The 20,638-nt window shown below is 41.4% G+C and carries 18 protein-coding genes; 8 read left to right on the top strand and 10 right to left on the bottom strand.

What is annotated here, in order from left to right; genetic code table 11:
• Positions 1 to 25: 25 nt before the first annotated feature.
• The 7 genes from U5K72_10430 to U5K72_10400 all read left to right on the top strand — a co-directional run bounded on the left by U5K72_10430 (position 26) and on the right by U5K72_10400 (position 8,387).
• Positions 26 to 979, top strand: coding sequence for a hypothetical protein (locus tag U5K72_10430; protein ID MDZ7719219.1), 954 nt, complete (start codon positions 26 to 28; stop codon positions 977 to 979).
• Positions 976 to 2,481, top strand: a complete 1,506-nt coding sequence (locus U5K72_10425; protein ID MDZ7719218.1) for an FAD-dependent oxidoreductase — start codon at positions 976 to 978, stop codon at positions 2,479 to 2,481. The genes U5K72_10430 and U5K72_10425 overlap by 4 nt, the downstream gene beginning before the upstream one ends.
• 368 nt (positions 2,482 to 2,849) lie before the next feature.
• Positions 2,850 to 4,574: a carbon starvation protein A gene (locus U5K72_10420; GenBank protein ID MDZ7719217.1), complete on the top strand. Its 1,725-nt coding sequence runs from the start codon at positions 2,850 to 2,852 to the stop codon at positions 4,572 to 4,574.
• Positions 4,575 to 4,677: 103 nt separating this feature from the next.
• A complete protein-coding gene (locus U5K72_10415; GenBank protein ID MDZ7719216.1) occupies positions 4,678 to 5,004 on the top strand; it encodes a hypothetical protein in 327 nt (108 codons plus the stop codon).
• A gap of 50 nt (positions 5,005 to 5,054) precedes the next feature.
• Positions 5,055 to 5,975 (top strand): aminotransferase class IV, encoded by a 921-nt coding sequence (locus U5K72_10410; GenBank protein ID MDZ7719215.1) that lies wholly within the window; start codon positions 5,055 to 5,057, stop codon positions 5,973 to 5,975.
• Positions 5,976 to 6,394: 419 nt separating this feature from the next.
• Positions 6,395 to 7,123 carry a sulfotransferase family protein gene (locus U5K72_10405; GenBank protein MDZ7719214.1) on the top strand — a complete coding sequence of 243 codons (729 nt, stop codon included), beginning with the start codon at positions 6,395 to 6,397 and terminating at the stop codon, positions 7,121 to 7,123.
• A gap of 133 nt (positions 7,124 to 7,256) precedes the next feature.
• A complete protein-coding gene (locus tag U5K72_10400; protein MDZ7719213.1) occupies positions 7,257 to 8,387 on the top strand; it encodes a mechanosensitive ion channel family protein in 1,131 nt (376 codons plus the stop codon).
• Between the two features lie 377 nt (positions 8,388 to 8,764).
• On the opposite strand, the gene U5K72_10395 is transcribed toward U5K72_10400, so the two are convergent.
• From U5K72_10395 to U5K72_10365, 7 genes are all read right to left on the bottom strand, one after another.
• Positions 8,765 to 10,252, bottom strand: coding sequence for a hypothetical protein (locus tag U5K72_10395; protein MDZ7719212.1), 1,488 nt, complete (start codon positions 10,250 to 10,252; stop codon positions 8,765 to 8,767).
• A gap of 289 nt (positions 10,253 to 10,541) precedes the next feature.
• The gene (locus tag U5K72_10390) at positions 10,542 to 10,814 is read right to left on the bottom strand and encodes a hypothetical protein (protein MDZ7719211.1); all 273 of its coding nucleotides are present in this window, start codon (positions 10,812 to 10,814) and stop codon (positions 10,542 to 10,544) included.
• A gap of 138 nt (positions 10,815 to 10,952) precedes the next feature.
• Positions 10,953 to 11,141 carry a hypothetical protein gene (locus U5K72_10385; protein ID MDZ7719210.1) on the bottom strand — a complete coding sequence of 63 codons (189 nt, stop codon included), beginning with the start codon at positions 11,139 to 11,141 and terminating at the stop codon, positions 10,953 to 10,955.
• Positions 11,142 to 11,281: 140 nt separating this feature from the next.
• Complete coding sequence (locus tag U5K72_10380) at positions 11,282 to 11,734, bottom strand: hypothetical protein (protein MDZ7719209.1); 453 nt, start codon at positions 11,732 to 11,734, stop codon at positions 11,282 to 11,284.
• Positions 11,735 to 12,069: 335 nt separating this feature from the next.
• Complete coding sequence (locus U5K72_10375) at positions 12,070 to 12,684, bottom strand: hypothetical protein (GenBank protein MDZ7719208.1); 615 nt, start codon at positions 12,682 to 12,684, stop codon at positions 12,070 to 12,072.
• Positions 12,685 to 12,966: 282 nt separating this feature from the next.
• Positions 12,967 to 13,299, bottom strand: a complete 333-nt coding sequence (locus tag U5K72_10370) for a DUF86 domain-containing protein (protein ID MDZ7719207.1) — start codon at positions 13,297 to 13,299, stop codon at positions 12,967 to 12,969.
• Positions 13,289 to 13,594, bottom strand: coding sequence for a nucleotidyltransferase domain-containing protein (locus U5K72_10365; GenBank protein MDZ7719206.1), 306 nt, complete (start codon positions 13,592 to 13,594; stop codon positions 13,289 to 13,291). The genes U5K72_10370 and U5K72_10365 overlap by 11 nt, the downstream gene beginning before the upstream one ends.
• A 360-nt stretch (positions 13,595 to 13,954) precedes the next feature.
• On the opposite strand from U5K72_10365, the gene U5K72_10360 reads away from it, so the two are divergent.
• The gene (locus U5K72_10360; protein ID MDZ7719205.1) at positions 13,955 to 15,952 is read left to right on the top strand and encodes an ATP-dependent helicase; all 1,998 of its coding nucleotides are present in this window, start codon (positions 13,955 to 13,957) and stop codon (positions 15,950 to 15,952) included.
• A 93-nt stretch (positions 15,953 to 16,045) separates the two neighbouring features.
• On the opposite strand, the gene U5K72_10355 is transcribed toward U5K72_10360, so the two are convergent.
• The 3 genes from U5K72_10355 to U5K72_10345 all read right to left on the bottom strand — a co-directional run bounded on the left by U5K72_10355 (position 16,046) and on the right by U5K72_10345 (position 20,503).
• Positions 16,046 to 17,419, bottom strand: coding sequence for an alkaline phosphatase family protein (locus tag U5K72_10355; GenBank protein MDZ7719204.1), 1,374 nt, complete (start codon positions 17,417 to 17,419; stop codon positions 16,046 to 16,048).
• Positions 17,420 to 17,828: 409 nt separating this feature from the next.
• A complete protein-coding gene (gene eboE, locus U5K72_10350) occupies positions 17,829 to 19,085 on the bottom strand; it encodes a metabolite traffic protein EboE (protein MDZ7719203.1) in 1,257 nt (418 codons plus the stop codon).
• A 224-nt stretch (positions 19,086 to 19,309) separates the two neighbouring features.
• Positions 19,310 to 20,503: a 3-dehydroquinate synthase gene (locus U5K72_10345; protein ID MDZ7719202.1), complete on the bottom strand. Its 1,194-nt coding sequence runs from the start codon at positions 20,501 to 20,503 to the stop codon at positions 19,310 to 19,312.
• Positions 20,504 to 20,638: the final 135 nt, after the last annotated feature.

Raw genomic sequence — 20,638 nt, 5'->3', positions numbered from 1 at the left:
TCATTAAGATTTACAAAGTCTGCTTTTGATTCACAAAATAAGCAATAAAACCGTTGAGGAATACAGGCCATCAAAGTTCGATGTAGATCCAACTATTCCATACCTCTATATTCATGAACAGGAGATGCAAAAAGAGGGTGTTATTCATGATGTGAATACCATTTTCTTAACAAATCGGGAGTGTCCATTTAAATGCGTAATGTGCGACTTATGGCGCCACACGTTAGATAAACCTACACCAACCGGAGCTATTCCAAATCAGGTTGAATATGGATTAAAACGTTTACCTTCGGCTGATGTTGTAAAACTCTACAATAGCGGTAATTTTTTTGATGGAAAGGCGATTCCCCGAGATGAGTATAAACAGATTGCAGAACTTCTGACTGATTATGAGCATGTAATCGTTGAAAATCATCCAAAACTTATTGGTCCGTTCATTCCTGAATTTCGCGATATGCTGAATGGATCATTTGAGATTGCAATGGGTCTTGAAACAATCCATCCGGAGGTTTTGCCAAAACTTAATAAACAGATTACAAAGGAAGATTTTTATAAAGCGACACAATTTTTGATTGATGAGGAAATTGATGTGAGAGCGTTTATTTTGCTCAATCCGCCGTTTTTGACAGATCCACAGGAAAATATTGAATGGACTTTAAAATCAGTTGAATACGCGTTTGATGCTGGTTGTAACGCCTGTTCAATTATCCCGGTTCGCGATGGAAATGGAATTATGGAGCAGCTCAGAACATCTGGTGAGTATGTTCCGCCAAAACTTTCGGCCCTGGAAACGGTATTTGATCAGGCGTTGAGTTTAAATAAAGGGCGAGTTTTTTGTGATTTGTGGGATCTGGAGCGCTTTTCTGATTGCGGGGATTGTTTCCATGATCGAAAAGAACGGCTTGATGAGATGAATCATTCACAAAAGGTTTTACCTGAAATTGAGTGTCACTGTAACTCTAAGAATACCAACAAATGAAGAAGTTTGATTTTTTGATAGTAGGTTCCGGTTTCTCCGGATCAATCACAGCTATGGCACTGACAAATATGGGTTACAAAGTGCGCTTGATTGAAAAAAAGGAACACCCCCGATTTACGATTGGTGAATCTTCAACTCCCATTGCAGACATGATATTACGTGATTTGGCAGATGAATACGATTTGCCATTTCTGAAGAACCTTTCTCGTTATGGTGATTGGCAAAATAATTATCCTGAAATTATTTGCGGACTCAAAAGAGGATTCAGTTATTATCACCACAAAAAAGGAGAGAGGTTTCAATCTGATGAACATCATAGCAAAGAGTTGTTGGTAGCAGCAAGTGAAAACGATTTGAATTCAGATACCAACTGGCTGAGGAGTGATGTAGATCATTTTCTGGTTAAAAAAGCCGTAGAGAAAGGCGTCTCGTATTGGGATCAAACTGAAGTGCAAAAGCTTTCAAGAGATCCTAAATACGACAACTGGTCAGTTTTTCTTATGAAGAACCAAGAGATCAGCGAAATGGAATGCAAATGGATTATAGATGCAACCGGCAGTCCAAATTTCTCAACAAAATTTTTCAATAATCGGAGTAGTTCTGATGGATTTAAAACGAATTCTTCGGCCATTTTCACCCACTTTAATAATGCAGATCATTGGTCTGATTATTTGATTTCGAATGGATTTAAAACATCAGACTATCCCTATAATCCAGACTATTCGGCACTTCATCATTTAATTGAAGAGGGATGGATCTGGATGCTTCGATTTAATGATGATCGGTTAAGTGCCGGAATACTGCTGGATGAAACAGATCAGGAGAAGAGATTTGATAAAGATCCGAATAAAATATGGGACTCAGTTATCAGCCAATATCCGTCTCTTGAGAAACTTTTCAAGAATGCAATTATCGCTGATCCACCAAATCAATTTTTGAAAACTGGAAGGTTACAGCGTCGATTGGAACGTTTGTTTGGAAATGGGTGGATTGCACTGCCTCATACAGCCGGTTTTGTGGATCCCCTGCATAGTACAGGAATCGCTCATACTTTGAGTGGTGTAGAAACAATCCTGAATATATTCAGAAACAATGAGAATAATAAAAGTAAAATTAAAGATTTAAATAAATATCAAGATAAAGTCTTTAATGAACTGTCTGTCATTGACTTACTTGTTTCGATTTGTTATAGATCAAGAAAATATTTTGAACTATTTACAGCATCATCGATGCTCTATTTTATTGCTTCCATACGTTATGAACAGCGACGTTTAAAAGGAGATATTCCGGATACTTTTTTATGTGCGGGAGATTCTGAAATTAAGCAGATTATTCAGGAGACATACATTGAATTTCAGGACCTTTTCTCAGGTTCAATGACTGATTCAGAAATCAGTAAACAGGTTAAAAAAATCAAGAAGAGGATTGAACCATTTAACACCGTTGGCTTGATGAATTCCAAAGCCAATAATATGTATAGGCATACAGCGGTTGAGTTATGATAATTTCGAGTTTAGAGGTTTGTCCTAATTGATATATAGAGGGCTTTGCAAAACCGTGGTTACTGGTCAATCTGAACTCGATTCAGATTCTCCATTCGTCTTTAAAGCCTGTATCTGGAGATCCTGAATCAAGTTCAGGATGACGGTCAGAGTTTTGCAAAGCCTTCATATAATATGACAAACCCGTTTATCACATCAGAGATCTATTAGCTACATGATTTAAAGGGTAAACATGAGTAGATAATTGCGATTCGGTATATAAGAAGAACCATCAACCCCCAGAAGATTTTATTCATCGAAAAAAATTCGACATTTTACTTTCCATGTTAGATATTCCGTTGGTTTAAGTAAAAAAATGGTGTTTGCTCATGTCCGGTAGTCTTGTTGCGGCAATTTCTCTTATTCTCTTTTTTGTAGGATATCGATACTATTCGAAATTTCTTGCTGAGAAGATCTACCAACTCGATCCCAATTTTGTAACACCCGCACACAACCTGGAAGATGGTGTGGATTACGTACCAACAAACAAGTTTATCCTTTGGGGGCATCACTTTACTTCCATAGCAGGAGCTGCACCAATCGTGGGACCTGCCATCGCCGTCTATTGGGGTTGGCTTCCCGCCATGCTCTGGGTGGTTTTAGGAACTCTCTTTGCTGCCGGAGTTCACGATTTTGGAGTGATGGTGCTTTCTGTTCGAAACAGGGGCCAATCCATTGGAATCATTGCTGATAAGGTTGTGGGTCACAGGGCGAAGATTCTGTTTCTCTTTATTATTCTTATCCTCGTATTGATGGTCAACGCTGTGTTTGCATGGGTCATCTCTAACTTGTTTATCAGTTTTCCCGCAAGTGTACTCTCCATATTTATTCAGATTCCGCTTGCCGTATGGATCGGCTATCGTTCCTACAAAAAATCTGGCAGCATGCTTATTCCATCCATAGTTGTACTTTTTGTGATGTATTTTGCGGCCATTATTGCCAGTTATGTGCCTGCTCTTCAGATTGATTTAGTTCGATATTTTGGCGGTGAGGAGAATACAATTTTATTCGGGCTGAATGGGGTAGAGATGTCGTTCCTGGTGTGGATTATTATATTAATGGTTTATGTTTATATCGCCTCTACATTATCTGTATGGAAACTATTGCAGCCCAGAGATTTTATTAATTCACATCAACTTATTATAGGTCTTGTTATTCTTTATTCAGGGTTATTTATTATGAGCCCTGAGATCACGGCCCCAACTACAAATGAGGCCGCAAATGATGTCAGTTGGTTTCCACTGCTCTTTATTACCATTGCGTGCGGGGCTATATCAGGATTTCACGGGTTGGTATCCTCCGGAACCACTGCCAAACAGTTAGACAAAGAGACAGATGCCAGGTTTATAGGATACCTTGGAGCGGTGGGTGAGGGAGCTCTTGCCTTGATTACGATTGTGGCCGTAGTTACCTATTTCAATACAACCGGGGAGTTCCTCGAAATCTACCACTCCTTTGAAAATGCCGGGTCATCCGGGCTGAATATCTTTGTTCAGGGAGCAGCTCAACTGGCAACAGCACTTTACATCCCATTACAAGCTGCCGAAACCATTATTGCTGTTATTGTGATCAGTTTTGCTGCCACCACACTTGATACCTCCGTGCGTTTGATGCGCTACATCATAAATGAGCTTGGTCAGGAGTACAATGTAAAGCCGCTCACTAACATGCACCTCTCAACTTTTATTGCGGTTGGTTCGAGTGCTGCCCTGGTACTAATTCCTGAAGGGCCACGGGGAATTGGATCAGGCGGATATTTATTATGGCCTCTGTTCGGTACGTCCAATCAATTACTGGCAGCTATCAGTTTGATGATTTTAACAATATGGCTAAAGAGAAAGGGGAGAAACTATATTTACACACTTGTACCGCTTGTGTTTCTGCTATTTATGACGCTTTGGGCGATGATTCAGCAGGTATTTTTTGATTGGTCGGGTTTGGGATCCACTGAAGGAAATATGCTTTTGTTCATTTTTGGTGCAATTATCCTCTCGTTTGCTGTTTGGATCGTTTTGGAAGCACTGTTCCTGTTTCGAAAGGAATCAGATAAGTAATTCTGTTATTTTACACTACGCATATATAGATATAAATTTGCTTTTTTTAAGACGTTATAATTTTGCAAATTGGCAGTAAAAGTAATCTTCAAAAACATCAAGTATGGAAAAATCTGCAAAAACTAACATCGATGAATCTGTTCCCAAAAGTATAAAAGGCTGGAACTGGGGGGCTTTCTTTTTGCATGGCATTTGGGGTCTTGGTAACAAAACATATATAGCTCTGCTTGGATTTGTGCCGGTTATCAATGTACCGGTGATGATCTACCTTGGACTGAAAGGAAATGAACTGGCATGGCAATATAAAAAATGGGATAGCCCGGAGCATTTTTTATCAGTTCAGAGAAACTGGAATATCGCCGGAATGGTGGCTTTTGCAATTTACGCCGTAGTTGTACTCTGGGAGTTTTGGGATATTCTATCCGGTTAATGATTTCGATACTCAACATATTCATAACAGAAAACTGATCGGAACAGTGCATGGCACACGGAACCCACAACGCCCTCGATGATCCCCGAAATGAAGAGATTATTATCTATGTAAATGGTGATCTATTACCCCGAAAAGACGCAAAAATTTCTGTTTTCGACAGCGGATATCTTGTGGGAGATGGTGTCTGGGAAGCATGCAGGCTCCACAAAGGGGTTCTGGTTTTTCTCGATCTGCATTTAGACCGGCTTTGGACCGCCGCAAAAACAGTGGGAATGGAGCTTCCGTTTTCCAAAAATGAGTTGACCAATAAAATATGGAATACATTGGATGCCAATGAGATGAAAGATGGAGTTCATGTTCGGTTTATGGTAACCCGGGGCATCAAAAAAACTCCTTCACAAGACCCAAGACTTACGGTTAGCGGGCCTAATCTTGTGATTATACCTGAGTATAAAAAAGCTTCACCCGATTCAAAAAAGAGGGGGATCACACTGTTTACAAGTACCATTCGCAGAGGCTCTCCCGATTATTTAGATCCAAGGTTAAATTGCCACAGCAAACTCCATGAAGTTCAGGCGCTCATCCAGGCAGTGGAGGCCGGAGCTGATGAAGCACTTATGCTTGATGTGAACGGATTCGTATCCACATGTAACGCTACAAACTTTTTCATGATTACAAACGGAGAAGTGTGGACATCCACAGGCCAATACTGCATGAATGGAATTACCCGCCATAATGTGATTCGAATTTGTGGAGAGCATGGAATTCCATGTCGCCAGAAAAATTTCTCATTGTTTGATGTGTACGGAGCTGATGAAGCCTTCGTCACAGGCACTTTTGGTGGGTTAACGCCGGTTACAAAAGTGGACGGACGAGTGATCGGTGACGGAAAAACCGGGGATCTGACCAAAGATTTGCAAAGAAAGTACCAAGATTTGATAGAAGAGGAAGTGGGGAAGACAAAGTAATCTCCCTTTCGAAGGGAGACAGGTTTTCTCAAGAGTCATTGAGAAAACCAGAGGGATGTTTGTGTTTACAGAGACAGCCTCACTCGATCGGAAGCTCTGCTATTAGTAATAGCATATAAGGTTTAAATCAAACTGGGCAACATGATGAATGAATAGAAGCGGAGCTTCAATACTGACGTTCTGAAGGAGGACCTTCGGAACGAGTATAAGATTTGATAGAAGAGGAAGTGAAGAAGGTGAAGAGTTAATCTCCCCTTGAGGGGAGTCTTCCGTCAGCCGACGGAAGGAGGGGTGTAAAGGAATTATCTTCATAAGTTCACTGGAGTAAACATCCCCCGAGTTCATTCGCTAAACGCTCATTTCACATTCCTCCTTCGAAGGGGGATTTTTCCGTACCTCCTTGACAAATAATAACAGTCATGAAAATAGGCATCACAAAAAGAATCTGCCTCTGGTCAGGACCAAGAAATATATCGACAGCTTTGATGTATTCCTTTGCTCAAAGATCAGATACAAAAGTAGTTGATGAACCTCTCTACGCCCATTACCTGAAGGAGACCGATGCTGATGATTATCATCCCGGGGCGGAGGAGATTTTACAAACGATGGAGAACGACGGCAAGAAAGTTGTTCAGAAGATGTTGAGTACTCATGATAAGCCGATCGTATTCTTTAAGCAGATGACGCATCATCTTGTCAATCTTGACTGGTCTTTTTTGAAACACACAGTGAACATTATTCTCACAAGAGATCCCAAAGAGATGCTGCCATCGTATGCCAAAAAAGTGAGTCAACCCACCATGAGAGATGTGGGATACGCCAAACATCTGGAACTTCTGGAATATCTCCTGAAAACAGGCCAGAAACCGATTGTACTTGTCTCGGAAAAAGTCCTGAAAAATCCTCGCGATATGCTAACCAAACTCTGTCAAACCATTGGTATTCCGTTTGATGATTCAATGCTAAGTTGGGAAAAAGGAAGCCGTCCCGAAGACGGAAGCTGGGCAAAATATTGGTATCAGAATGTCCATAATTCAACAGGATTCAAGCCGTATCAACCCAAAAAAGAACCGTTTCCGGAACATTTGGAACCGTTGCTGGAGCAGTGTAAACCGATTTATAATAAGCTTTACGAATACTCTCTTTAGCTTCTGAAAACTTTTTTCTAAAGATTGGGTTGAAATGCGATTTGTTTTTTAATTTTGTGAATTCATTCTGTCTGTTTCTGAAAACTGCAGGAGAATCGTTAATAAGATTTTTTCAAAATCAAAATAAAGGGTAATGAATTCATTTTTAGATCAAAGTTTTATAGGTAATACTCTACAGGAATACCTGTTGGTGTTGGGGGCAATTCTCCTTGGAATATTCCTGGTTAAAATCTTCAAAAAAATTGTACTTCTGCGAATTGAAAAATGGATCGGCCAAACTGAAACCGATGTCGATGATTACCTGTTTGAGAGCTTTGATAAATTTGTTGTACCTATTCTCTACTTCAGTATTATTTACGTAGCTGTTAGAACTCTGAATTTAAGCGCTTTTGTAGAAAATTCCATTGAAGCGGCTTTCATAGTTATTATCACCTACTTCTCCGTCAGGCTGATTTCAAGTATTGTACTTTTGGCCCTCAGAAAATATGTAAGACGCCAGGAAGATGGCGAAGAAAAAGTGAAACAACTCAGCGGTGTGATGCTGATTGTAAACGTTGTGATTTGGGGTCTGGGTTTTGTTTTCCTGTTTGATAATCTCGGGTATGATATAACTGCCATCATCACCGGTTTGGGAATTGGTGGTATTGCCATTGCCCTCGCCGCACAGAACATTCTGGGTGACCTGTTCAATTATTTTGTGATCTTTTTCGACCGCCCATTCGAAATTGGTGATTTTCTGGTTATTGGAGATAAAAATGGGATTGTGGAAAAAATCGGGATTAAAACAACCCGAATCCGAACGCTTTTGGGCGATGAGTTGGTGTTCTCGAATGCCGATCTGACAAGCTCGCGCATTCACAACTATAAAAAGATGCAGCGCCGCCGGATTGTATTTTCAGTAGGAGTGACGTATGAAACCCCTGCTGATAAACTGAGACAGCTCCCCGGAGTGTTTAAAGAGATTATTGACAGCCAGGAGATCATCGATTTTGACCGGGCACATTTTAAAGAGTTCGGGGATTCAAGCCTTAATTTTGAGATTGTCTATTACATTAATAGCGCGGAATACGCAGTATATATGGATGTGCAGCAGGAACTTAATTTCCGGATCTACGAGAAATTTGAAGAGATGGGCGTGGATATTGCCTTCCCAACGCGTACACTCTACGTGAGAAACGAAAACGGACAGAAGTTTGAACTTGATATGAAAGCAAAGAATGGTGAGCAGGAAGAAAGTTCTTCATCTGATGATCAAGCAGAATAATATCTTCTTTTTGATATTCGATTTCCGATTTAGTTATTTAACGTGAGTTCGATATACAATGAAGGTAAAGGCATTTAAAAAGTCCCCTCCTTTTTCAAGGAGGGGATTTAGGGGTGGTTGAAATCAATATAGGAATAAGTTTGGAGCCTGAAATTACGAGACTACCTCCACCAACCTCTCCTTACACCCCGAGCTATCGAGGGCAGGCAGGAGGGGAGCGCAATATTCAAGCTTTTACTCAGGTCGAACATCAGAAATCTAAAATCTTAAAAATCGGTAAATCAGAGTTTATGCTGATACGACTGATTAGTATTTAGCCTTAATCGAGGTCTCGTCTTCGTTCATTCGCTTCCACTCATTCTCAGAGTATAATCGGATCATTCCACTTCAATAAAAATAGGATTCGAATAAAACCATAAATCCGACCATGGATCCTCTCCGGCGGGGTCTACTTCCGGTTCTAACTCTTGACCATTTGTACCGCGGATACGAATGTAGCTGTCAGTATCAATGTCTTCCAGCAGATAGGTGATCTCTTTGTGCATTCTGTCTGTTACCCAATCATCCTCATAGAATCGTGATACCACTTCTGTAGTTGGGTTGGTATCAGTTGTACGATCTGCAACCGGTCCTGTGACGTGACCAACAATCAGATCTACACGCTCTACTGATGGATTTTGGTCGGCAGCGTTGTGTGTATCAGGATCAAGAAATCGAATGGTTATTTGAACATCGCTTCCCGGTTCTACAGTTATCGAACCACCAATGTTCGCCTTTTCGGTTACACTATTTGCGGTTACATACAGTTCTGAAATCAGATCACCGAGTGTGACAAAAACCCGTCCGTTCCGAATTCCGTTGATAATATCATCATGACTTTTATCCGCCCAAACATAGGTTTTGGAGTACTCACCGGGCCAGAAATCGCTGCCGCCTTCTCTCCAGTGAACGTGCGAATCGGAGTTCGCAGTAATCCACCAGTGGCGGCCTTCTCCAAGCATCGAATCCCAAAAACCGCCCAGTCGGGCCGTCATCTGGTCAAAACCGCCCATCGTTGGATGACCTCGATATCCACCGCGAGAGTCGTTACTCAACGACCCATCGGGTTTTAATGTGGCTGCCTGATGACCTGGTGCACCCGCCATACCCACTGCAATCTCAGGAGTTGTATCGTTCCAGTCTCGCAATTCAGCCGGGTCATAGCGGCCATAAACGCCAAGTCCCGGGGCAGAACGGGACGGATGATTGGCAATCACGACAGGTTTTGCCGGAAACTGATCCATCGCCCGTAGAGCTTCAATCATGCGTGCTTCTGTATCCCACGTAGAATCGGCAGGGTAGGGTTCCCGGCGGTTGAAATTGGATTCAATTTGGTAGAGACGATCCGCTTCATCGTGTGTATGCGGAATGATCAGGCTGGAGTGATCGGCCCCGGGTGTATCCAACTCCATGCCGTAAAACTGGATCACGTCCGGTACGGCCTTTCTTGATGTGAGCAATTCCGGGTAAGCTTGTTCGAGATTCACCTTACTGTGATTCGGTCCTCCGTGATCGGTCGTCACCATCCAGCTCAATCCATAATATCGTGCCATCAACGCATTCATTGGGGTGGGATAGATCGCATCGCCGGCTATGATTGCGGTTGGAGGATCCGTATCATAATTCCAGCCAACACTGTAGCGTGAATGGATATGATGATCCCCGGCCAGCCACTGCCGATCAGAATCATGGACATGCTCGTGGTCTTCTTCATGTTCGTGGTCATGATCTTGACTCATCAACTGGGGAGTAAAAACAATGCTGATGATGAAAGTCAATAGTATGAACCAAGACTGATTACTGTCATTCTTTGGATAGATATTCATTCGTTTATTCACGCTGCTTTCTATTTTTTTTGATTGAACTGATTTTGGATAGTATAACTATATAAATAATCAATCAATACGAGTTAATGAAATGGTAACAGCTATTTTATTTTCTTAACCTACTATTAGGTGAACTCTTTTAAAACTGCTTCCGTGATGTGAAGTTTGCCGAAAAGTTTTTCAGGAGGTCAAGGTCTCCGATTTTGTAGAATGGAATGAATTTGAAAATGTTCGGGATGCCGTAGAATCTCTGCTATTTTCGCATCAACACACCGGGCAAATTCTTTTCTCAACCCCTGATATTGCTAATCATACCAGTACCGCTTTCATCCAAATCATAATCAACAACCTGGCTAAAAGCCGGTCTTGCAATATCATTGTTATATTCTCGATAAAGTACTCTGATAGTATTATCAGTCTGTGCTTGATAAACCAATTCAAGTTTAAATCCACAGGATTGCGTTGGTATACTTTCAGCTTCTTCATAAGCAAATGCGGGTTGTAGATTTCTCCAACTACTATTTATACTCGAAATGTCTTTAATTGGATTAAATTTTTCCATCTTCATTTTGGTCACTTAGAAGAATCCCCGGAAAGTTAACTGTTCCATAAGGTTGATAAACAAGAACTCCGTCCATTGTCATAGCAGTAAGTGAGGTGTTTGCGGGAATATCAGCGATTGAGCTTTTTACACTTTCTGTTAATCTGTCGTTTCAATTTCCTGATAGTCAAATTCTGAATAAATAGTACTTCCTACATCCGTGGAATTTTCTTGATTTAACTCAGGAATTTTTCCCTGTCTGTAAGTTGTAACATTCTGAAATTGAGGAATCGACATTGACATACAACCCGTTAATATCAATGCCAAAACAAGTAGTTTAATTTTCATTGAAACTCCCGTTAATTTTTATTTAAATCGATTTATTTTTAAATATTTTTCGAGTAATTCATCAACAATTTTATGTGGTTTAGAATTAGAAAACAGTTTGTTCGTTTCTATTTCTTTAACAAGCTCTTCTTCTAAAACCTTCAATTCTTGAATAAATTAAATCGATGTTGATAGTCTTTGTTTTCCTTAAGGAAATTTATTGTATGAATACGCCAGAGATCAATTTTTTCTCCAAACTCAACAAGAAAATCCCAGTAAATTGAAACAAGAATTTGTAGGTAGTTAAATGACTCATCTAAAAAGTTGTCTGGTATCTTAATATTTTTGAATTGACCTGATTGGTGAGACAGATGGATTTCAGATACCATCTCACCATCTTCATTGGTATAAATGGCTCCGCCACTTAAAACTGATACTCCTTCTTTAAGAGCAACATTTCTGAATTCTTTGAAATATTCTGAAAATTGATAAGACTCGAATTTTTTCAATTGATGACTATACCATTCTTCAAAACCTGAAAAATTCCGATCATGTTTACACATTTTTTGAAGAACAAAAGTAAAACTTCTTGCAGCAGATAAAAATGCGCTCAAATAATATTCTGTTTTTCAGATGTATTTACTGAATCAGTTGAAGAATGTTTTAATTTCTCAAAGAAGAAATCAGCTTCGTTAATCTTATTTGTGACTGCGTGAATATTCATTTCGTTTTTCAATCAGACTGATATGATATTGGAAGTGTGATTATTTGATTACGACATCCATATTTTGAAATGTTCAGAAATATTTTGGTTATTGTCCCATTCCACGAATCATAAAACTACTAACAACATTAGAAACAAAGTTCCAACCAAGCTAGAAAGAGTAGCAATTAATACTAAGCAACCACTTGAATCGGATGGATCTGTAGTAACTTTTGTTTTGTTCTTTCAACTTAATTCAAGCCATTTGCTTCGAGATTCTTTTAGGCCTGAAAGATCTTTTGCGTTAAGTAGCGTTTTCCCCGTCATTTGAGGAGTTTCTTTGATACTTTTGAAAACTAAATCATGAAGAGCTACTATTTTGTAAGCTGTGTCTTCCTTGTATTTTGTCAGTTGATAAGTTTTAGAGGCTAATTCAATTCCTTTTTCAAATTTGTTAATGTGATTATTTAAAAATTCCATGTAATCAGTAGTGTCGCTAAGTTGTTTGACTTGATAAAGTTGACCATCAAGTGCGGGCCTTTTAGTTAGTTCATTCGCTTCCTCTCTGAACTTCTTATTCAATCTTTTGAAATAATTCTCAATCTGTTCAAGTAAATTGGCAATAAATTCTTCTCTTTCTTCCTTATCAAAGTCTAACTCATTGATTTTATCTAAATAGACATTGGCTGCTTTGATTTGATCTTTTTCAAAATTGCTTTGAGCAATCTTACAGATCACAAGACCTTTGACAGCTTGGGAAGAATTATTGTTTGAATCAAAAATGCGAGAGAATATTTTTTCAGCTTTGTCATATTCTTCAGTCTCAAGATGGAATTTTGCTTTATCTATATCATTACTCATTTATTTCTCCATTTGAAATAAGTTAAAATTTAGAAAGCCCTCTAATATATTCTTGACGAACTTATCTCTTTTAAATAAACAACTCAATGCATCTGCATGCCATTAGATTCTCCTAATAACATACTTTTTACATATATACAAAAATCCCTACTTTAAAGGATGAAGAAATTTGTCCTCTCGAAAGACGATATCACACCGCCGGAGTATTCTATTCAGTATGATGACCTCCTCAACGAGGTACAGTTGGCAGCGCTCATGTTTGATGAAGGATCGGCGTGTGGACTAATAAGACTCTACCTTATCTAACAATTCCGGAACACGATTTACGGCAAAATCCCAAAGGACGGCTTCGTCAATGATATCATAACCATGAGCTATAATATTTCTAAAATCTATGATTTTACGGTATTCAGGTATTTTCTGCGAGAGTTCAGATTCCTCAATTCCGGATAATCTGTGCAGGGCTTCTCCGATGATTTCAAACTCTCTTTCGATGGCAAGTTGAAGCATTCGGTCTTCCAGAAAATCTTCGAAGCTTTTGCCGTCAATAAAATCTAATATTTCCCCGCAGGAAAGGCTGATATCAAGAAGGAGTTTTCTTCTTTTATGCGGCATAAAGTAACTGTTTGGAGCGTTCTACTTCTTGCTGAAAGATAGAATTTCTGAACTTTTTAAGATGATACAGATCAATCGGCCGACCATAGATTTGCTCCAGTTCTTGTTTGAAATCAATAAATTGATCAAAGGCTCCTTCAAACCCCTGACGGTCAAATTTAACAATGAAATCAAGATCGCTGTCTTCAGAAAAATCACCCGTAGTGGCTGAACCAAATAGATATAGCTCTTTCACCTTAAACTTTTTACAAAGCTGTTGAAGCTGCTCGGTTTTTAAATCTACTTTTGTTGCCATAAATCGCCAATTAATGATCCACTCCGACTAACTTAACTAAAAGTGATACATTATTCTATGAGTGCACAATATTGGTTTCAGCAAGCTATAAAAAGAGTTTTTGAACTCAAATGATCGATAACATCGTTCAATAAAAAGTATGTGTTTAGCGACCTGGCAGAGTGCGATAGCTCCTGCCAGAGTCGCGTGGGACGGTTTTCGAAGGGCCATTGCCCTTATCCCACAACTCTCACAGGAACCGAAAAGCACGGCGCTCTGTCAGGTTGTTTGACTCAAACCGCTAACCACGTACATAAAAAATTTATCGAACATCGTGATAACATATTTTTTACATATATACAAAAATCCCTACTTTAAAGCATGAAGAAATTTGTCCTCTCAAAAGACGATATCACCCCGGCGGAGTATTCCATTCAGTATGAGGACCTTCTCAACGAGGCGCAGTTGGAGGCGGTTATGTTTGATGAAGGTTCGGCGCTGATCGTGGCCGGGGCGGGGACCGGGAAGACGCGGACGCTGGTCTATCGTGTGGCTCGTTTGGTGGAGAGCGGGGTGGACCCGACCGAGATTTTGCTTCTCACCTTTACCCGCCGGGCCGCCAGCGAGATGCTTCGCCGTGCCAGCCAGATTCTGGACGAACGGTGTCAGCGTGTGGAAGGAGGGACGTTTCACCACTATTGCAGCAAACTCCTTCACCGGCATGCGGAGAAGATCGGCTATCCCGAGCAGTTTACCATTATCGATGCTTCCGATGCGATGGACACCGTGAACCTGGTCCGCAGCCAGGTGGATATTCCCACGAAGAAAAAACGGTTTCCCAAAAAATCCACGCTCTATAATATTTTCAGTACATCGGTCAACAAGCAGATGACCGTCCGCGATGTGGTGGAAGAGCAGTATCCGCAGTTTGTAAATTACACGGAGACGATCGAACTGCTGTTTGATAAATATCAGGCATACAAAGAACAGAATTTCGTGATGGATTTTGACGATCTGCTGGTCAAAACCCGGGATCTGCTTCGAGATCAGCCGGAGGTTCGGAAGAAAGTGGCCGCCAAACACAAACATGTATTGGTGGACGAATACCAGGACACAAACGCTCTCCAGGCCGAACTCACTCAGCTTTTCAGCAGCGTTCACAACAATGTAATGGCCGTTGGAGATGACGCCCAGAGCATCTACTCCTTTCGCGGGGCCGATCACAAAAACATGATGCGATTTCCGGATCTGTTTGAGGACACCAAAATCATCAAGCTGGAAGAGAATTATCGCTCAACACAGCGAATTCTGGACGTAGCAAATCGCGTGCTCAAACAAGCCGGTGAGAAATTCGAGAAAGAACTGTACACGGTAAAAGAGGAGGGAGACCTGCCCGGACTTGTGAAAGCGGCCAACATGAATGACCAGAGCCGGTTCATCACCCAGATGATTCTGAATTTGCGGGAACAGGGTCATGAGTTGAACGACATCGCTTGTCTGTTTCGCAACGGACGCGATTCGTTTGACCTGGAAGTGATGCTCAATAAAAAGAACATTCCGTACATCAAATACGGCGGACAAAAATTCACGGAAGCGGCTCACGTAAAAGATGTTCTGGCTCATTTGCGGGTGCTTGTCAACCCGAAAGATACCATCTCCTGGAATCGCGTTCTGATGCTGATTGACGGAATCGGTCCAAAGACAGCGGAAGACCTGTTTTCATGGGCGCAAACGGGAGGAAATCCATACCGGCCGGATCAAGCTCCAAATACCAGCGAGAGATATCTTGCACAGCTTAAGGCTTTGGGGAATCTTTTTTCAGAACTCAAAAAACTGGACGGTTCGGTCACCGAACAACTTCAGGCCGTGGTGGATTACTACGAGAAATTCTGCAAGAAACGGTTTGATGATCATCCCAAACGGATGAAAGACCTGGAGACATTTGTGGATATTTCCGGAACCTATCGCTCGCTTGAAAAAATGATTGAGGAGATCGCCCTCGATCCCATTGAAGCCACCGCCATCGACACTGAAACGATGGAAAAAGATGAATCACCGCTCATTCTCAGTACCATTCACTCCGCAAAAGGACTGGAGTGGCATACCGTATTTCTTATTCAATGTCTCGACGGAGTCATCCCATCTGGATATGCCATTGACGATGAAGATCAGATGGACGAGGAAATTCGGCTTTTATATGTGGCAGTCACACGCGCAAAAGAGCAGCTTTTTATTACGTATCCAGCACTTTTTCAAAGCCGGTATGGGGATTATTTTTCAAATCCGTCTCGGTTCATCGAGGATATTGGAAAGGATTATTTGGAGCCGTGGTTGTTGGTGGAGGAGAGTGAAAGTGAACAGAAACAATTAGAAGAGTAGCAGGATTTCTAAAACAATCTCAACCTATTCTCTGCGTTCCTCAGCGCTCACTGCGGTTTTTTTAACCGCGGGGTACGCAGAGTTACGCAGAGGTTAATGAAACAGGTGTGAATAGATCACTTCAAAAACATCTGTAGGCTGTATCGTATCACTGGATAGCAACTCTTTGTTTTGCGATGCGATAATAGGATTTTTTCCTCGATCTGATTCCACTCTGCCGTGCGACCCTTTCACACCGGACCCCTCAATCGGAATGAGATCCATCGTATATCGGAAGCCAAGTTTCTTTTGGAGGAGACGCATTCCTGCTTTTAATTTCGGGAAGGTGATTTTTGGATCGACCAGAATTTCGGCCGGGTCGTATCCCGGCTTGGTATGGATGGCTACAGTGGGGGCAAAGTCAGGTGCTTTTTCATCATCTAACCAGTAGTAATAAGTGAACCAGGAATTTTCATCTGCAATAGCTACTAACTCTCCCGACCGATGGTGATCGAGTTGATGTTCTTTTTTGCCTGCCTCATCCAAAACCGTTTCAACTCCCGGAATATTCTCGACGAGCTTTTTAACCGGCTCAATATCTTCAGCATCTTCAATATAAATATGTGCAATCTGGTGATCGGCCACGGCAAACGCCCGGCTGCTTCCCGGAATCAGAACTTCGCCGCCTTTTTCTTCACGTACGGTAATGTATCCCTGCTTTCTCAGCTCACGATTGATGGACACAGGGTGATTAACATTGCTGATTCCATACTCCGATAACACAATTACTTGAGTATCATTCTTTTCATAAAATTCAATCAGATCTTTGCAGACAGAATCAATCTCCTGAAGATCTTTTTTGATATCGGGATCATCCGGTCCGATACGCTGGAGATTATAATCCAGGTGAGGGAGATAGACGAGGGAAAGGGTAGGATTCAGTTCTTTGTCGACCCATTTGGCGGAATCTGCAATCCATTTGCTGGAGTAGATCGTGGTGTTCGGTCCCCAGAAATTGAAGAGCGGAAACTGACCGAGTTCGTCTTGGAGTTTATCTCTTAAATCAGCAGGATAGGTGAGGATATCCGGAATTTTTACCCCGTCAGCCCGGTAGATTGGACGCGGTGTAACGAGATAATCCACCGATGAATTCATGTTGTACCACCAGAACAAATTCGCACAGGTAAAATCAGGATTCTCCTCTTTCGCTTTCTCCCAGATTTTTTGAGATTGAACCAACTTGTTCGATTGCCGCCAGAATTTGATCTCATCCATTTCACGGAAATACCAACCGTTGCCAACAATTCCATGATCTTTCGGCATTTTTCCGGTGAGATAAGTAGACTGAACCGAACAGGTTACGGCAGGAAGCATGGAATTGACCGAAGTCATTTTCCCTTTCGACATCCATTCCGATAAAAAGGGAGTATGTTCTCCGATCAGATCGGGGGTTAAACCAACGACATTTAAAACGGCTGTTTTTTTCACGGTTTTTTTGTTTGAATATAATTTTTAGTAAAAGGATGGCGCCCCGAATAGTCGGGGTGCCTTTTAACTCGTTCCAATGCTCCTGCTTTGGAATGATGGACAGAAAATCCGCTTCTATTCACTCATCCTACCACTTAACAGCAATCCAATCCTATACAGGTTTTACCTGAAGCAGAGCTTCAATAGGCGATGTTCCGAAGGAGACCTTCGGAACAAGTCAAATTTAAACATTGAGATGGCGCGAGCGTCCCGCTCGTGACCACATATTCAAGGCACAAAACAGACACCAAGGGCACAAGCGAGACGCTTGCGCCATCGTGTTTTGAATTCTTCCTTTCACGGAGAGACAGTATTTCTCAACTGTTCTTGAGAAATACAGAGGGGTGTTCAGGCAAAAGCGAAGTTCGATTTACACCCCTCCCGGCTTCGCCGTACTCCCCTCAATGGGAGAATTGATCGCATCCAGCACCCAGCGAAATTCGCGTTCTATAGAATCGGTAATATTTGTTTTCAGATCCTCAGGCAGAACATCCCAGGTGTACGTTTCGATTTCAAAATGATTGCAATGGTTGCCATCCAAAATTAAGCGAAGACTTTCCAATAATTCATCTTGTGTGGACTCCAACTCTTCATATTTTTTGAGAAAAATGGGGACATGGAAATGAACTCTCCACTCTTTCGCCTGATCGTTTTCAATGGATGGCAAGGCATCCGGCAGATCCCGAAACTGGACTAAACTTTCTCCATCAGTTTTAACAATTACCTGGTGAAGGTAGGTCGGCTCATCGAACTGTTCCAGATGATCAGCGATTTCAGATCGTCCGGCACGTTCTTCATCCAGTTTTACTTTCAGTGCAGCACTGATCTGTGTTTTCCCGATACGAATTCCTTCATCAACAAAAGACTGAATCGCTTTGGCGGGATCTTCATACTCAAGTGCAAAGTGGCATGTATCATAACAGACGCCGATATGCCTTCGAATTATATTTTCGGCTTCATTAAGAGATATTTCATGCTCACTCATCAAAAATTCTGTACCCGTTGGTAAAAGATCTTTTTTAAAGAAATCAATCAACTCTTCGCTGTTCTCTATCAGGCAATCGGGCTCCGGTTCAATATCGAGATGAATATCTTTGCCGCTTTTTTCGAAAATTTCAGCCATTTGCCAGGCCAGTTGTGCAAAATGAATGGAACTTACTTTCTTAATCTTTCTGAATTTCTCGGCCGATTGCCCCCAGTATTTATAGGATACAGGAGAGGTGGAAATGCTGCCTTCACCTTCGTCCGGTAGTAATTCGTCCAAAATATCAATCAGGTTGGAGGAGTATTCCAACCGTTCTTTGGTACTCCAGTCCGGTTTATACACATTATCTTTTACTTTTTTCCCGTGAAAACTTCCGTAAGGAAATCCATTTATTGTAAACACATAGAGCCCTTCACTTTGAAGCCATCCTTTAAACTCTTTGACATGATCATTTTCAAGAAGATCCTCAGCAGCGTGAGCTGATAATCGTAATCCAATGCCAAATGATTTTTCTGAAGATAGCCTTTGTTTCAACTCCGGCAGATGAGATTTTAGCTGCTTAAAAACACTGTTCCAGTCTTCTCCGGGATGGATATTTGTGCAGTAGCTGAGGTGTTTTTCAGGATATTTTGATAACTGCATAGTTATAAATGGTTTGGAAATTATTCCCCTCTCGAGAGGGGACAGATTGAATCGCGTTTAGCGATTGAATCAGGGGTGTGTTCCACAGGATGCGAGCTTCCATTTAAACATATAGCCAATACAACACTCCGTCGACACACCCCTGTTTCGTCAAATCCGGCTTCGCCGTTTTGCCTTCACCGGTCCCCTCTCCCCGAACAATCGGGACAGGCAAGAGGGAGTTCTCAATTTGCATTCAACAATTCGTTTTTAGCGGATTCAAATTCAGCCAGTTTTTCAATTGCATCTCTGTAAACATCGTAATCAACCTTGTGGACTTCAACTCCCTTGCCGATTCCTTCAAGCAGCATAATGGTGAGTTCTCCTCCCAGGTGCTCACGGAATTCTGTGAGTCCGTGTAACAGCGAATCGGGGTGGTTGGGTTGATCCAGTTTTGATCTCAATTCCGGAACAAAAAGCGTAAAACCACAATTTTTAATGGCCTGTAAAATCTGTTCGCAATCTTCTTTATCGATCAATCCCTGAAGATTTGAATAGATCACATCCAGTGCAATTCCAATCGCAACTGCTTCACCATGCTTCAGTTCAAAGTTTGTGAGTTGCTCTAATTTGTGAGCTGACCAATGACCAAAATCAAGGGGACGGGAGGAGCCCATCTCAAATGGATCGCCACTGGTGGCAATATGCTCAAGATGCAATTCTGCGCAGCGATAGATCAGTTTTTTCATGGCGGACATGCTTCGGTTTTGAAGATCATCTGCATGCATTTCTATGAATTCAAAAAAAGATCGATCCTTTAAAAGTGCCACTTTAATCGCCTCTGAAATTCCGGAAATCCAGTCGCGCTTCTCCAATGTTGTTAAAAAAGAAGAATCGTTGATGACAGCAAAAGGCGGGACAAACGTACCCAGGAAATTTTTCTTCCCAAATGCATTAATACCGTTTTTTACACCGAGGGATGCATCATTTTGTGCCAATACAGTAGTGGGTATTCGTATCGTTCGTATACCTCGGTGGGCAATGGCAGCGGCATATCCTGCGGTATCGATCACAGCCCCGCCGCCTATGGCCATCACGTATGAATGCCGGTCAATTCCGGCTTTGTGGATAGCCTCAAGAATGTTGGTAATGTGGTCTGAATCATTTTTTGCCGCTTCACCGCCCGGTATATAGATTGGAGTTTTGACGGGATTAAACAGGTTATCGTGTTGCTCGGCGTAATTGCATATCCGGTCAAACAAACCTGGATGATGATCTGCCATCTCTTTATCAAAAACGCACAATACTTTTTTAGAGTGTTGGTGTGCATTTTGTTTAAATAAATTTTTCAGGCACTCATTTTGTACATCAAATAAGTTCTCAGTAAATAGTGTTTTGTATTTAAAAGGAACAGAGAACTCCTGGTTAATTTCTTGCATTCTTAATTCTTTAAACTCCAATAGTTGTCGAAACGCAGTTTATAGATGATTCTTAACTTTTTACTGTTAAAAATAAGAAGAAGTAACGTTTGTTGATAGTGGTTCGTTAAGCCGTCAGACCGCTTGGAGCGGTCA

The organism is Balneolaceae bacterium, from assembly GCA_034521495.1.
GTDB lineage: Bacteria > Bacteroidota > Rhodothermia > Balneolales > Balneolaceae > Rhodohalobacter.
This window is presented reverse-complemented; position numbering and strand designations above follow the sequence as displayed.